Genomic DNA, 13742 nt, shown 5'->3' with positions numbered 1-13742 from the left:
GCCGACGGTGACCAGCTGCACGGCGAGCAGTTGTACGCGATGGAGACCGACCGGTGACCCGCGGCCCGCTCACGGGCCGGCAGGACACGGGGGCGTGGATCGGCCTCGCCGCCTTGGTCGGCGCTGAACCCGCCCGCGCCCGACCCACGACACGAGAGGACACCCGTACATGACCCCGGAGCAGTGGGAGACCATCGGCCGCCTGGTCGACTGGCTCGACAGGGAGAACGGCCGCGACGAGCACGAGCGGGCGTTGCGCCTGCTCAAGCTCACGGAGGAGGTCGGCGAGGTCGGGCAGGCATATGTCGGTCTGACCGGGCAGAACCCCCGTAAGGGCGTGACCCACACGTCGGCCGATGTGGCCGACGAGCTGTGCGACGTGATCGTCACCGCCGCCGTGGCGCTGCACAGCTTCAGCCGCGACCCGGCCGCCACGTTCGCCGCGAAGCTGGACGCGATCGCCGCCCGCACCTTCGGCCCCCCGTCCGCCACGCGGTGACCCCTCCGACGAGGGCTCGGCCGGGGGCACTTCCGCCCCCTCCGGGGCCGCCCCCGCGTGCTGTTCAGGGACGGGCGGCCGCGTAGAGGACGTCGCGCAGTTCGGGCACGCTCTCGCGGTCCTTGCGCCACACGAGCCGCAGGCTGAGGTCGGGCACGGGGAGAGGCAACTGGACGAGGGTGCCGGTGCGGAGGCTGTCGGTGACGGCGAAGCGGGGCAGCAGGGTGACACCGAGGCCGTGTTCGGCCCAGGCGCGCATCACGGGGACACCGCCGGCCCGGACGCGTCGGGGACCGGTGCCGAGGAGGTGCTGTCCGGCCAGCCAGAAGGAGCATTCCGGGACGTTGACCAGGAGCCGCTCGCCGTCGAGGTCGGTGGGGGTCAACGCGGGGCGGGCGGCCAGACAGTGGGTCGGGGCCGCGACGAGGGCCAGGGGCACGGGGTCGAGGTCGAGGAAGGCCAGGGGTTCGGCGGGGGCGGGAAAGCCGAGCCCGCCGAGGGCTTCCCCGGCGTCCAGGAGGAGGGCCGCGTCCAGGCGCCCGTCCACGACGTCCGTGAGCAGTCCTTGGCGGGTGCGGTCGGAGCGGACGTCGACCGTGATGTCGGGGCGGCGTTCGGCCAGCCGGGCGAGGACGAGGGGAACGTGGGAGCCCGCGAGGGTTTCCAGGGCGCCGAGCCGTAGCCGCAGGCGCTCGCCGCGGACATCGTGGACGGCTCGTTCGGCGGTGTCGAGCAGTGTGCGTGCCCAGCCGCGCAGCCGCTCCCCGGCGGGGGTCGGGTCCATGCCTCGGGGACCGCGCGTGAACAAGGAGACGCCGAGGCCGGCTTCGAGGGTGCGGATCTGCTGCGAGACGGAGGAGGGGGCGAGACCGAGGGCGACGGCGGCGTCCGTGACCGTCCGGTGCCGGACCACGGCCTCGAAGGTGACGAGTTGGCGTAGTTCCACGTAGGCGCCCAACACCGTTGGAGCATACGGAAATTCCGAACGCGGCGTACGGCTGCGCCGGTGGAGCGCCCCGCCCGGTCGGACCGAAGGTGGGCGGCGTGACCGATCTCGCTGCTCACCGGAGGCTTCCTCTTCCATGACTGTGGTGAATTCCATGACCGCGGTGGACCCTGGCGCGCCCACGCCGCCCGCGCCGTCCCGGGCGAGGCGCGCGGGCGCGCTGACCGGCGTGTCGCTGGGCTATTTCATGGTGCTGCTCGACACCACCGTGCTGTCCGTCGCCGAACCCGATCTGGCCGCGTCGCTGCATACGTCGATGGCCGGCCTCCAGTGGGCCACCACCGGGTACACCGTGGTGTTCGCGGCCCTGCTGCTGTCGGCGGGGGCGGCGGCCGACCGGTTCGGCGCCGACCGGGTGTTCCGTACCGGCACGGCCGTGTTCGCGCTCGCGTCCCTGCTGAGCTCCCTGGCCCCGGACCTGGGTGCGCTGCTGGTCCTGCGGGCGGTGTCCGGGGCGGCGGCAGCCGCCTGTGTTCCGGCCTCGATGGCACTGATCGCCCGTCTCTACCCGCGGCCCGCGGCACGGGCCCGCGCGATCTCGGTGTGGGCCGCGGTCAGCGGGGCGGCCGTCGCGGCCGGCCCGATCGCCGGCGGCGCCCTGGTGGAGGCGGCCGGATGGCGGGCGGTGTTCCTGGTCAACGTGCCCCTCGGGCTGCTGGTACTGGCCCTGACCTGGGGTCGGGCGGTGCGCTGCCCACGCGGCGCCCACCGCGTCGACTGGCCGGCCCAGGCCGCGGCTGTCGTGGTGCTGGCGCTGCTCACGGACGTACTGATCGCCGCCGGCGCGGGCGCATGGGTCCACACCGCGTGGTCGGCGGGCGGGCTCGGCATCGCGGTGACGGTGTTCGCCCTGCTCGAACGACGCAGCCAGGCCCCGGTCGTGAACCGGACGCTGCTGCGGTCGGCACCGGTACGGGCCGGGCTGATGGCGGGCGCGGTCACCAACTTCGCCCTGTCCGGCGCCCTGTTCGTGCTGCCTCTGCTGCTCCAGCGCGAACGTCATCTGAGCGCCCTGGAGACGGGCCTGGCCTTCCTGCCGCTGACCGTCCCCTTCGCGGCGAATCCGCCACTGACCGGCAGGATCGTCGCCCGCACCGGCCCACGGCCCCCGATCGTGGCCGGCCTGGCACTCCTGGCCGCCGGAGGCACGGTCCTGGCCGGCACGGTCTTCGCCGAGGGCGCCTACGGCTGGCTCGCGGCGGGCCTGCTCCTCACCGGCTTCGGCATCTCCTTCATCCTGCCGGCCCTCGTCGCGGCCGTCATCGGCGCCGCCCCGCCTGGCACGGCCGGCTCGGTCGGCGGCCTGCTCAACGCCGTCCGCCAGATCGGCGCCACCCTCGGTGTCGCCCTCATGGGCGCCGCCGCGACCGCCGGCACGGGATGGGCACTGCTGCTGTCGGGCGGCCTGTGCGCCCTCGCCTGGCCGGCCTTCGCGCTGACACCCGGGGGCACGACCCGGTGATCAGCGGCCACGACGAGCGCAACGCCCCTCCGTCCCGTTGGTCTTGGTCCGGCAGCTCGTCCGGCGTGGGCGGTGCCCGCGCTCGCGGCGGCCGGAATACGCGCCGGCCGTCGCCGGTTGCAGCGGAACATGCCCCATCCCCAGGAGCCGCCCGGCGGCATACACCCGCTGCTCGCCGGGCGCTTCAGCCCCTACCGGTTCGACCCGTCCGCGGTCGTCGACGACCACGCGCTCGGGCTGCTGCTGGAGGCCGCGCGGTGGGCACCGTCGGCGGGTAACTCCCAGCCGTGGGGCTTCTTCGTCGGCAGGCCGGGTGAGCCGGAGCACGACCGGCTGCTCCCCCACCTCGCGCCGAGCTCGGCCCGCTGGGCGACGGATGCGGGCCTGCTCGTCGTCACGCTGACGCGCCGGCACGTCGATGACACGGGGTTGCTCTACTCGGAGTTCGCGGACCACGACCTCGGCCAGGCCGTCGCCCACATGACTGTTCAGGCCCAGGCCATGGGACTGGCCGCACACCAGTTCCGGGCCTTCGACCTGGAAGGGCTCACCAAGGAACTGGACCCGAACCCGGGCTGGGCGATCGTCTCCATGGTCGCGATCGGCAAGGCGGCCGGCGGACCTCCCCGGGGCCGGGAGCGGCGCGGCGTCGCGGACTTGCGCTCCGCCCCCTGGTCACCGGCGGAGTAACAGCCGGGGCGTGGTTCGTTCCGGCCCGCGCCGGTGCCGCCCCGGGCCATGAGCCGACCATGATCAGCCGAACAGCTGGGAACCGAGCGGGCGTTGGCGGTCGAAGCCGGGGAGGATCAGAAACGTCGCGCTCGCGGTCGTGGTGGTGAAGGACAGCAGTGCGTCGGAGGTTTCCATGTGCGTGAGGGTGGCGGTGAAGGTCCGCAGGTCGTTCTGGAAGCTGATGAAGAGCAGGCCGGGGGCGGGCTGGTCGGTGCTGTAGGAGCGGCGGAGCATGAGGCCGACCCCGACCACGGTGGCGTGCGCCCGGCGCACGTGGGCGTCCGCGGGGACGAGATAGCGCCCGTCCGGTGTCTTGGCCCCGAGTTCCGGGCCCGAGGCCGCGGTGCCGCCGGAGAGGGGGACGCCGCTGGCCCGGCGCCGCCCGAAGACCGCTTCCTGTTCGGCCACGGACAGGGCGGCGAACCGCGTCAGGTCGAGTTCCATACGCCGCAGTACGGCCAGGGTGCCGCCGGCGACCGCGGGCGGCCCGGCCAGCCACAGGTCGCGTTCCTGTTCGGCGGTCGTGTGCGGACCCACGATGCCGTCGATGAAACCGAGCGGGTTGCGTGGCGCGGTGAGGCCGTTGCCGACGGACACGTTCGTACCGCGGCGTGCGGACTGCCGCCAGCGTTCGCGGACGCGGTCACCGGCGTGGTCCAGGAGCGCGGCGGCGACGACCGGCAGGAGCAGCGCGTCGCCGGCGCAGATCTGGATCAGCAGGTCACCGCCGCGTGCGTGCGGGGCGATCCGCTCGCGGGAGAATCGCGGGAGGTCGGCCGCGCCGGGCAGCGAGGCACCGGCCGTGCGCACCAGCCGGGGGCCCACGCCGACGGTCACGGTGAGGTCGCCCGGCGGCAGGCCCAGCAGCCGCGTGTCGGTCCCCGCTGTGAGTGCGCGGATGGCCTGGCCGAGTTCGGCCAGCAACGGGCCGGGAGCCGCGGTGTCGTCGACGTCGGCCACCACGGCGAGCAGGTTGGGCTGGGCCTGCTGGGGAAGTGTGATGCCCGCCTGATGGCGGCCCGTCGCCGGAACCGGCATCGGCGTGGCCCCCGGGGCGGGGGCGTGCCGGCCCGGCCGGGCGGAGTCCGATGTGCACCCGGCGGTCAGACCGGCGGCCATCATGGTGCCGGTGACGTCGAGGAACGTGCGGCGTGACGGGTGGTGATCGGCTCGGCGCATGGGGTGCAGAGTGCCACACCTTGGATCGTGCGTGCCGGTCAACCTCATGATTCTGGCGTGGAATTGGGCGTCATGCCAGACTGGGATCATGCCTCGATTAGCTCTTCGCGTGTTGGCGGCGGTAGTGGGCACGCTGACACTGGTGGCAGGCTGCGGCGGCGGCGATGGCGGATCAAGCAAAGGCCGGCGTCCGGCCGGTGCGCACGTGACGATCCGCGTGCCGGCCGATGCCCCGACGATCTCGGATGCGGTGTCCTTGGCCCGGCCCGGTGACCTGGTGCTGGTCGCGCCGGGCGTGTACCACGAGTCGGTGAAGGTCGACACGGAGCGCATCACTCTTCGCGGTCTGTCCCGGGACAAGGTCGTCATCGACGGGCGGTTGCGGCAGCCGAACGGCGTCGTCGTCTCGGCGCCCGGGGTGGCCGTGGAGAACCTGACCGTACGGAACAACACGCAGAACGGGGTCCTGGTCACCGGTTCGGCGAAGGCCGCCGCCGGTCTGCCGGGGGGCAGCGGCGGCTACGACACCGGCGACGAGCCCGTCACCTTCCTGAAGTCGTTCCTGGTCTCCCACGTGACCGCGACCCGAAACGGTCTGTACGGCATCTACGCGTTCTCCGCCCAGAACGGTGCCATCGAGCACTCCTACGCGTCGGGGGGCGCCGACTCGGGGATCTACGTCGGCCAGTGCAAGCCCTGCAACATCGTGGTGCGGGACAACGTCGCCGAACTCAACGCGGTCGGTTACGAAGGCACCAACGCCAGCGAGCACATGTACGTGGTCGGCAACCGCCTGGTCGGCAACCGGGTCGGCATGACCACCAACTCCGACCACCAGGAGAAACTGCTCCCGCAGAAGGGCTCCGTCATCGCGGGGAATCTGATCGCCGCCAACCAGCAGACGGCCACCCCGGAGCAGGCCGACGGCGGGTGGGGCACCGGCGTCGGTATCGACGGCGGCAGCGACAACCGGTTCATCCGCAACCGCATCGCCGACAACAGCAACGCCGGGCTGGTCATCACCGCGACCGCCGACCTCCCTCCGGTCGGCAACCAGATCGTGGACAACACGTTCACCGGCAACGGCGTCGACGTCGGCTGGACGTTCCCCACCGCCACGGGGGGACGGGCCAACTGCCTGCGGGGCAACGATCTGCGCACCACGGTGCCCGCCCGGCTCGTGACGACCGCGGCCTGCCCGTCTCCGGCCGGGGCGTCCTCGCCGGCCGGAAGGTGGGCGGCGCCGACGGCGCCCGGTGGCATCCCGTTCACCGAGGTCGCGGCGCCTGCTCCGCAGCCGCAGTTCCCCGGCGCCGCCACCGCGGGCGCCACCGTCGTCCCGCCCGTCCCGGCCCTGCCGAGGACGGAGGGCGTCCGGGTGCCGCCGACGTCCCTGCTCGCCGTGAACGCGCGGGTGCGGACGTCCTGAACAGCGGCTACCGGGCCGGGGTGGTCCCGGGTACCGGCTTGACCGGAACGTAGGTATGGGTGTCGAAATCGATGACTACCGGCTCCGGCTGCGACCCCACGCTGACGCGGACCCGGTACATGGTGCCGTCGGAGCCGATCCAGTAGCGCACGTTGCCCGCCGTACCGGAGCGGTCGGACGAGGACGGCCCGGTCATGACGTCGACCCGGTGCCCGTCCACCTGCTCCCGCCCCCACCAGGCGGCGCCGTTCTGCGGCAGCAGTTCGGCGTTGTCCGGCCGGTCGCCGCCGAGACCGAGCGCGATGGACAGGGAGGTGTCCAGCGCACTGCCGGACGCCAGCAGCCCACGGTCGTACCAGCCGGAACGGGGCGGCGACGCGGGTGCGTGCGCCGGGGCGTCCGTCATCGGGCGGACGCGCACCGAGGTGGGCGTCCACTGGATCAGCCCGTCGCTGGACCTGCCGCGCCCGGTGCCGTGCACCACGCCGTACCCCACCTTGTGCCGGTAGTCGACGGACCCGGTGACGGTCAGCCCGCCGGCGGTGCCCGGCACGGTGATGGTCACCGCGCGGCCCTTCGCCTGGTAGTTGCGGAATCGCGTGATCGCCAGCCGGCTCGCCTCGTCCGTCGTCAGCGAGCGCGGACCCTCGGCGCCGGAGCCGCCGTCGGCGATCAGGAACGCGGCCACAGCGGCCACGGCGACGGCCACGACGCCTATGACGGTCGCGCCCCGGCGCGACCGCGGCCATCGGCGCCGGCCGGCCGGACGGCCTGGTGGGGCTTGCCGGGTCCTCAGGCTCCGCACGCGGTTCGACGCTGACACTCTCCGCTTCATCCTTTCCCTCACCAGCCGTCCGGCCGCCGCGGGCTCGCGACGGCACTCGGCAGTCCGGTGGCGGACCACGCCAAGGCCGGCCCTCATGGACCGGCCGTGACGTGATCTGCCCATCCACGCCGTCCGGATCGCGGACGGCGCGGATCACTGTCGTGCGGTTGTTCAGTGTTGCCGGGCGCGACGATGCCGGGCCACGAACGCGATGACCACGCCCGCACCCACCAGCAGACCGACGAGGCCGATCATCTCCGCCAGCCCGGACGTACCGGTGTTCGCCATCGAACCCCCGCCCCCACCGGCCGGGGCCGGGTGGTTGGCAGGCGGCGCGGGCGACGGGGGCGTGGAGGCCCCGGGCGGCGTCGGAGTCGGTTTCGAGGTGGATGTCGGCGTCGGAGTGGGAGTCGGCGTCGGGGTCGGCGCCTTCTTCCAGATGTACACCCCGGCGTCGATCGTGTGATCGACCCCGCCCGGCTTCTCCGGCGCCGTGACGGGCGCGTAGCCGTTGCACAACGGTCCGCTGGTCGGCGGGGTCACGTTGGAGTCGTGCGCACGGTCGGCACCGGCCCGCGGAAGCGTGAACCTCAGTCGGCTCGCCGGGGGCTGCTCGGGCACCTGGCTGGTGTCCGCGGTGCACACGTCGAACTGCACCGTGTACTTCGCGCCCGGTGTGAGCTCGTACGCGGCGCCGACACCACCGAAGTAGTACTCGCCGGCGGCATTGGTCTTCGTCGTGGCGACCTGTTTGCCGTCCTTGTCGAGCAGGTTGATCGTCGCCCCCGGCAGCAGCACGTGCCCCGGGTCCTGGATCCCGTTGTGGTCGCCGTCGAACCACACGACGTTGCCGATCTGGATCGGCGCGTTCGCCGCGGCGTACGCGATGTCACCGAGCCCGCCGGCCTTGCCGAACCCGCCTTGTGCCTGGCTGACGAACTGGAACCCGTTGGCGGTCGGGTTGTTGCCCGGGCCCTCACCGGTGGTGATGTCGTGGTACCCGGTCCCCGAGGTCGCGACGTTGACGACCGGGTCGAACTCCGTGCTGACGACCCACTGCTGCTGCGGGATGTAGGCCACCGACCCCAGCGCGGTCTCCTGGTGCGCGCCTGCGTAGGAGTCGCCCGGGAAGTACTCGACGACACCGGCGGGCTGGCCGCCGCTGTTGGCGGGGGTGGCGTGGTTGGGGCAGTTCCCCGTGCCTTCCCACTGGTACTCGCCGGTGGGAGTGGCGCACACCATGGTGATGTCACCACCGGACATGCCGTTCTCCGCCGTGTCGTTCCCCGGGCGGGGGTCCAGCCCTCCCCAGCTGAGCACGTCCATGAACCGGTCGCGGAAGCCCAGGATCATCGAGCCGTCGCGGCCGAAGGCGAGGGAGGACAGCTCCGGCTGCGGGTCGATGAAGACGTTGCCCGACTTCCGGTCGTCCCACGTGCCCAGGCTGGTGTTCCACGGGTTCCAGTGGGTGGCCTTGTCGCCGGAACCGAAGACGCTGCCGCGTTCGTACGTGAGCGGGTGGCTCAGTACGGTGGTGAACCGCTTGCCGTCGTAGGTGGAGACGTAGGCCTTCAGGTCCGCGCGCTGCTGCGTGCTCTCCGCGCTGCACACGCCGCCCACGTACAGCGTGTTGTTGTGGACCTGGAGACCGAACGGCCGCCAGTCGTCGGCGCTCGCGCACCCCGGGTCCGGGATCGGGACCGTCGACTTGGGCGCCGCGGCGGTGGCCCCTGTCGCGTCGAAGCTCACCAGGCTGCGGGTCCGCAGGTTCACCGCGTACAGCGTGGAGCCGTCCTCCGACAGGGCCAGACCACCGATGCTCTCCTTGCCCGGTACGTCGGTGAACCCGGCATCCTTGATCATGTTGGCGGTGTCGTGCGCCGTCACCGTGGCGTCGGGTACGCGCGCGAACAGCTGCGGCGCGCCCGAGCCGTTGACCGGTACCGTGTAGATCGCACCTCCGCCCTGCGGCCCGTACGGGGCGTACCGGCGGGCGAACGCGCTCTGGAACAGCCGGGTCCGGTTCGTGTCGTACGCCAGCCCGAACGTCGTGCCCACCTGGTCCTGCGTGGCCAGCGTGGCCGGGCACGCCACATCGGTGGGACACGTGCCCCGGACCTTCGTCCCGAACGCCACCAACGCCCGGTTGTCGGTGCTGTTGGGGCCGCTGTGGACCGGAACGAAGTACCGCGAGTCCGGCAGCGCGTAGTCGGCCGGATCCCACACCCCCGTCACCACGGAGGCGTTCTTCCCGTCCGACACGTCCACGAACGACGTGAAGCTGTCGAAGTGGTTCTCGCCCGTCGACGCGGGCGCCGCCCGCAGATAGCCGTTGTACGGCGCCGGGACACTGACGTCGACGCGGTACCGGCCGCCGCTCAGCACGGTCGACGGCGGAACCACGACCTTTCCGGTGGCATCCGTGACGCCGTTGACGACGTGCCCATCGGGGTCGGAGATCTTGACCTTCATGCCCCGCTGCGGCACGTCCATCGTCGTGTTGATCACGCCGGTGCCGAAGAAGTCGCGCAGCACCTGAACCGTCAGCGTGCCGTCGGCGGCCGAGGCGGAGGCCGGTCCAGCCGTCGCTCCTACGGCGCCGCCCGCCAGCAAAAGAACGGATAAAGCTATGCGCGTCGGCGGCTCCGCGAGCCTCCAGGGTAACCGGCGCGAGTCTCTGCCGATTCGGTTCATGGCATCACACTCCACACTTCTCTCGTCGTGGAAACGAAGGGAACGGCACGGAAGAAAAAATGGCCCACTGCTGTTGCGTGGACCGCTTTGCGGTGATCATATGAGGAATTTGTGGGTGAGTCGTAAGCACCGCAGGCCAGGAAGAGCGAACGCGCGTTCACGACCTCGGGCGGAACCGCCCCGCGTTGCGTGTCTTTCCAGCTCAATCACGATGCCCCCGCCCCCGCCCCCGACCTCGCCGACCGCCTCCGCGTGCAGCGCGCGATATCCTATCCCCGGAGTCTCGCCGCCACCACCAGAACCCCGGAACCCCTCGCATCCATCGGAACCCGCGATATTTTCCGAGCGCTCGGAGAATGCCGACCGGAAGAATGTTCGGCAGCCAAGTGGTGGCCGAATCTGGTCCATTCGGGTCCGCGATGTCCGGATGACGCGTCCGGGACGTGCTCGTCACCCAGGGACGTTGCGCGGTCGAAAATCGGTCCGGTTCGCTTGCCGCGCCATGGACATGGCCGATAACTCGTATGCCGTGCCGGCTCAGCGACGATCCCGACGGCGAGGGCGACTCGGGCGCGGTGGACGGAGCCCCGGACGGTCACGGGGTGTCGCCGGCCCAGTCGAAGCGGGTCGGGTCACCGGGGCGCGGGTCGTACATCGCCCGGCCGCCGGCGCCGAACCGCCCCAGCTCGGTGGCCAGTGCGACGCCCGTGCCGACCTCGTCATGCGTCCAGCCGGTGATGTCGAGCAGCAGGCCGTCCAGCGGCCCGCCGACCAGTTCGGCGTAGCGCCGGTCCGGCCGCGGGCCCGGATGGTCGTGGTCGGCGCCGTAGACCCGGCGGCGTAGCAGCTGCTCCTCGTAACGGTCCATCCGTTCAGCCTCGCATCCGCCACTGACAGCGCGGGCTCGCCGACGTCAACTGCGGGCACCTGAGCGCCGGTTGCCGTCGGTCTTCTCGTCGAGCCGGCGCGACCCTGGCCGTCTCCGCGGGTCCACGACGGTTCGGTGAGTGCCGAACCGTCCGGCCCGTAGCGTGCGGAGTCCTGTGCGGGAGATGCCCGCGCCGATGACGCCGGAGGCACCCCATGACGGAGACGGACCTGAGGCGGCAGCTCGTCGAGCGGTTCCAGGAGGTCAACGGCGACCATCCGATGACCGACGCGGATGACGTGTACGTCAGCGCGCAGTTCATCGCCCTGGAGGACCTGTGCGCGGTCCATGGCCGCGAAGCCGATGCGGTCCGCCGGCTGATGCTGGAGCGGCGCCTGCCGCTTCCGGGGTATCTGCGCTCCGACGGTGCCGAGATGGTGCCGGCCGACCTGTTCGCCCTCGCCGACGAGGCCGGCGGCGTGGACCGGCTCGAAGCGTGGTTCACCGCTCACTGGGCCGACCCGGTCACCGGTGGGGCGGAGTGGGACGCGTACCTCAGCGGACAGTACGTGTGTCTGCACTCGGTGACCCCGGCCACCATCCAGCGCAAGGATTACCTGACGACCGCGATCGGTGCCGCGGCGAACGAACTGGACGCCGGTTCGGCGCGGTGCCCTGAGCGGCTGCACGCTCTGGTCGACGAACTCGACGCCCTGGAACCGGCGTTCACGGCCTACGACCGTCTCCGGTTCGGCGGACCCACGTCCCGGGACACCTGCGTCGACGCCATGCGCGCCCGCTTCCCGCGCCCGTGACCGGGAAGCGATCAGGTCGGGAACCGTCTTGCGGCGGAGACGGCCCTTGCCGGCCGCCGATGCGGCCGGTTCGGCCAGTGGGCCGACGCCCCGCAGACCGGCGAGCTCGGTGCCTGCTTGTCCGGCGCGGGAGGATGCCCTCCGCGCCGCCTCGGCAAGGGCGCCGGTGCGCGTCAGCACGGTGAGGATGTCCCGGTGCAGTGGTCCAGGACCGCGTGGAGGCGCTGGACGCCGACGCCGGCCGGTGATGCCGGAGCCGACCGCGCTCGCGAAGGCGAGGGCTTCCGAGAGCGGCCCCGCGCACGCCGTGGAGCTGGACGTCTGGCGCATGAACGCGGCGTACGGCACCCCCGCCGCCCCGCCGCCCCGCCGCCTACGACCCGCCCGGCCGGCCGGTCTCGGCGAGGTCGGTGACGGCCACGACGCCGGGCGCCGGGTCGCCGGACTGCCCGCACGGGGAGCGCCGGGTGTCAGCGGTCCGCCCGCGGGTCCTCCGCGCGCGCTGGGTGCGGGCGGAGGGAGGGAAGCGTCAGCTGCCACCAGTCGGTCAGGCGGTCGGTGACGACGGCCGTGCCTTCGAGCGCCTCCGTGAGGGCGCAGAGGCCGAAGAACGCGCGCACCAGGGTCCGGGCCGTGCGGGCGGGGCGGATGTGCGCGTACAGATGGCCGGCGAGCCGGGCCTGCGCGAGCAGTCGTGTGGCGGCGGCGGTCCACAGCGCGAAGGGGTCGGGAAGGGGAGCGTTGATGGTGGCGCGCTCGGCCCACAGTCGGGCGCCGGCACGCGTCACCGGGTCCTCGGCGAGGGCACGGGCGATGTCGTAGCTGAGGGCGACGAGCCGTTCCACCGGGGGCACCGCCTCGTCCGCGTAGCGTGCGGCGAGCTGTGACCAGGTGGCGAACCGGTCCTGGACGACGGCGACGGCGATGCCCTCCTTGCCGGCGTAGTGGAAATAGACGGCGCCGCTGGTCCGGCCCGACCGGGCGCTCATGTCGTTGACGCTGGTGGCCGCGTAACCCTGTTCGGCGAAGAGCTGGGCAGCCGCTTCCAGCAGTGATCTACGGGTTGCCTTCGCCCGTTCCTGCAACGTCCCGTCCGCCCTCGCTCGGTTCTTCCACCGGCCACGAATTTAGTGCGCCAGCGTACGCCTGGCGCAGAATAGGTCACACTCGCGCGGTAATTACGTATTTCTTTCGAATGGGAACGCGGCCGAGTGGTATGGGGCGCCAGTTCATGCAGAGTGCCGTACGGCTACGGCTGTGTGTCAACTGATGCGTGGTGACAGCGGTGTTGACGATGCCGATCACCAACCGCCCGACGTGGCCGCCGCACGGCCATACGCCCGGATCCCGGCGCCGTCGAGTCACCGAAAAGAGTTATTGCCCGATTTGCCGGGACGGAAATAACGTAGTCGTCACTATCTTTCCGATTCCCGTAGATGGTCGGAAATGTCGTACGTCATGCGTGCGGACACCTAGGAGGCCCCCGTGAGCACCACGGCCCACGATCTTCTCGACTGGTCGCCCGAAGCCGTCGTCTTCGACTGTGACGGCACCCTGATGGACAGCGAACGCCACTGGCAGGACGCCCGCAACCGGGCCTTCCGGGAGTACGGGCTCCAGCCACCGCCCGGGTTCGCCGAGCAGGCCACGGGCCTGTACTACGAGGACTGCGGCCGGCTGATGGCGCAGTCGGTGCGCAAGCCGGAACTGGCGGAAGGCCTGACGGCCGCCCTCCTCGACCACTTCCTGGAGCTCGTCACCGACGACCCGGTGACGATGCCGGGCGCGGCCCGGCTCGTCCGGCTGCTCTCCGCCCGGCTGCCGCTGGCGGTGGCCAGCAACTGCCCGAGAGTGGTGGTGGAAGGCAGCCTGGGACGGGCCGGGCTGCTCACGCACTTCCAGCACATCGTCGTCCCGGACACCGGGGACCGTCTGCGTCCCAAGCCGCACCCGGACCTCTACGCCCAGGCGGCCCGGCTCTGCGGTGTCCGCCCGCACCGGGCGCTGGCCGTCGAGGACTCCCTCACCGGTGTGGAAGCGGCCCGCCGCGCCGGACTGCGGGTCCTGGGCGTCGGCCCCCGGCCGCCGGGCGACGGCGCCACCCGGGCCGACTGGTGGTTACCGGCGCTGGGCGCCCCCGAACTGCTGACCTGGGCCGACTCCTGCGACACCCCCGGGGCGGCGCCGGAACCCTAGACCCCGTCGTCAGACTCCCGTCCGCCGCGCGACGAC

General features: G+C 72.2%; 12 protein-coding genes. 6 read left to right on the top strand and 6 right to left on the bottom strand.

Going from position 1 to position 13742, the window contains the following annotated elements; all coding sequences use genetic code 11:
* Nucleotides 1-169 precede the first annotated feature (169 nt).
* Nucleotides 170-499: a MazG-like family protein gene (locus IE273_RS29955; protein WP_189818297.1), complete on the top strand. Its 330-nt coding sequence runs from the start codon at nucleotides 170-172 to the stop codon at nucleotides 497-499.
* Between the two features lie 64 nt (nucleotides 500-563).
* On the opposite strand, the gene IE273_RS29950 is transcribed toward IE273_RS29955, so the two are convergent.
* On the bottom strand, nucleotides 564-1460 hold the full coding sequence (locus IE273_RS29950; RefSeq protein ID WP_229887684.1) for a LysR family transcriptional regulator: 897 nt from the start codon (nucleotides 1458-1460) through the stop codon (nucleotides 564-566).
* A gap of 139 nt (nucleotides 1461-1599) precedes the next feature.
* Between IE273_RS29950 and IE273_RS29945 the strand changes: the two genes are divergently transcribed.
* Together IE273_RS29945 and IE273_RS29940 are read left to right on the top strand one after the other, a co-directional pair.
* Entirely contained in the window at nucleotides 1600-2967 is a 1368-nt protein-coding gene (locus IE273_RS29945; protein ID WP_229887682.1) for an MFS transporter, read from the top strand.
* A gap of 129 nt (nucleotides 2968-3096) precedes the next feature.
* Entirely contained in the window at nucleotides 3097-3657 is a 561-nt protein-coding gene (locus IE273_RS29940; protein WP_189818295.1) for a nitroreductase family protein, read from the top strand.
* A gap of 63 nt (nucleotides 3658-3720) precedes the next feature.
* Here the strand turns inward: IE273_RS29940 and IE273_RS29935 are convergent, their stop codons facing one another.
* On the bottom strand, nucleotides 3721-4878 hold the full coding sequence (locus IE273_RS29935; RefSeq protein ID WP_189818294.1) for a Dyp-type peroxidase: 1158 nt from the start codon (nucleotides 4876-4878) through the stop codon (nucleotides 3721-3723).
* A 217-nt stretch (nucleotides 4879-5095) separates the two neighbouring features.
* Between IE273_RS29935 and IE273_RS29930 the strand changes: the two genes are divergently transcribed.
* Complete coding sequence (locus tag IE273_RS29930; RefSeq protein ID WP_189818380.1) at nucleotides 5096-6307, top strand: right-handed parallel beta-helix repeat-containing protein; 1212 nt, start codon at nucleotides 5096-5098, stop codon at nucleotides 6305-6307.
* 7 nt (nucleotides 6308-6314) lie between these two features.
* On the opposite strand, the gene IE273_RS29925 is transcribed toward IE273_RS29930, so the two are convergent.
* From IE273_RS29925 to IE273_RS29915, 3 genes are all read right to left on the bottom strand, one after another.
* Nucleotides 6315-6995, bottom strand: a complete 681-nt coding sequence (locus IE273_RS29925) for a hypothetical protein (RefSeq protein ID WP_189818379.1) — start codon at nucleotides 6993-6995, stop codon at nucleotides 6315-6317.
* A 309-nt stretch (nucleotides 6996-7304) separates the two neighbouring features.
* Nucleotides 7305-9827: an SdrD B-like domain-containing protein gene (locus IE273_RS29920; RefSeq protein ID WP_229887680.1), complete on the bottom strand. Its 2523-nt coding sequence runs from the start codon at nucleotides 9825-9827 to the stop codon at nucleotides 7305-7307.
* A gap of 595 nt (nucleotides 9828-10422) precedes the next feature.
* Nucleotides 10423-10695 carry a hypothetical protein gene (locus tag IE273_RS29915; RefSeq protein WP_189818292.1) on the bottom strand — a complete coding sequence of 91 codons (273 nt, stop codon included), beginning with the start codon at nucleotides 10693-10695 and terminating at the stop codon, nucleotides 10423-10425.
* 215 nt (nucleotides 10696-10910) lie between these two features.
* Here IE273_RS29915 and IE273_RS29910 point away from each other — a divergent pair, with 215 nt between their 5' ends.
* Nucleotides 10911-11510 (top strand): DUF6058 family natural product biosynthesis protein, encoded by a 600-nt coding sequence (locus IE273_RS29910; protein ID WP_189818291.1) that lies wholly within the window; start codon nucleotides 10911-10913, stop codon nucleotides 11508-11510.
* A gap of 470 nt (nucleotides 11511-11980) precedes the next feature.
* On the opposite strand, the gene IE273_RS29905 is transcribed toward IE273_RS29910, so the two are convergent.
* Nucleotides 11981-12595: a ScbR family autoregulator-binding transcription factor gene (locus IE273_RS29905; protein WP_189818290.1), complete on the bottom strand. Its 615-nt coding sequence runs from the start codon at nucleotides 12593-12595 to the stop codon at nucleotides 11981-11983.
* Between the two features lie 400 nt (nucleotides 12596-12995).
* On the opposite strand from IE273_RS29905, the gene IE273_RS29900 reads away from it, so the two are divergent.
* Entirely contained in the window at nucleotides 12996-13706 is a 711-nt protein-coding gene (locus tag IE273_RS29900; protein WP_189818289.1) for an HAD family hydrolase, read from the top strand.
* Nucleotides 13707-13742 lie beyond the last annotated feature (36 nt).

It is taken from the genome of Streptomyces olivaceoviridis (assembly GCF_014650115.1).
Classification (GTDB): domain Bacteria; phylum Actinomycetota; class Actinomycetes; order Streptomycetales; family Streptomycetaceae; genus Streptomyces; species Streptomyces olivaceoviridis.
Note: the sequence above shows the minus strand (reverse complement) of the source record. Positions and strands in the feature narration are given on the sequence as shown.

Coding starts and splice junctions, on each gene's coding strand:
- IE273_RS29955 (WP_189818297.1), top strand. CDS start 170: ATGACCCCGGAGCAGTGGGAGACCATCGGCCGCCTGGTCGACTGGCTC.
- IE273_RS29945 (WP_229887682.1), top strand. CDS start 1,600: ATGACCGCGGTGGACCCTGGCGCGCCCACGCCGCCCGCGCCGTCCCGG.
- IE273_RS29940 (WP_189818295.1), top strand. CDS start 3,097: ATGCCCCATCCCCAGGAGCCGCCCGGCGGCATACACCCGCTGCTCGCC.
- IE273_RS29935 (WP_189818294.1), bottom strand. CDS start 4,878: ATGCGCCGAGCCGATCACCACCCGTCACGCCGCACGTTCCTCGACGTC.
- IE273_RS29920 (WP_229887680.1), bottom strand. CDS start 9,827: ATGAACCGAATCGGCAGAGACTCGCGCCGGTTACCCTGGAGGCTCGCG.
- IE273_RS29915 (WP_189818292.1), bottom strand. CDS start 10,695: ATGGACCGTTACGAGGAGCAGCTGCTACGCCGCCGGGTCTACGGCGCC.
- IE273_RS29910 (WP_189818291.1), top strand. CDS start 10,911: ATGACGGAGACGGACCTGAGGCGGCAGCTCGTCGAGCGGTTCCAGGAG.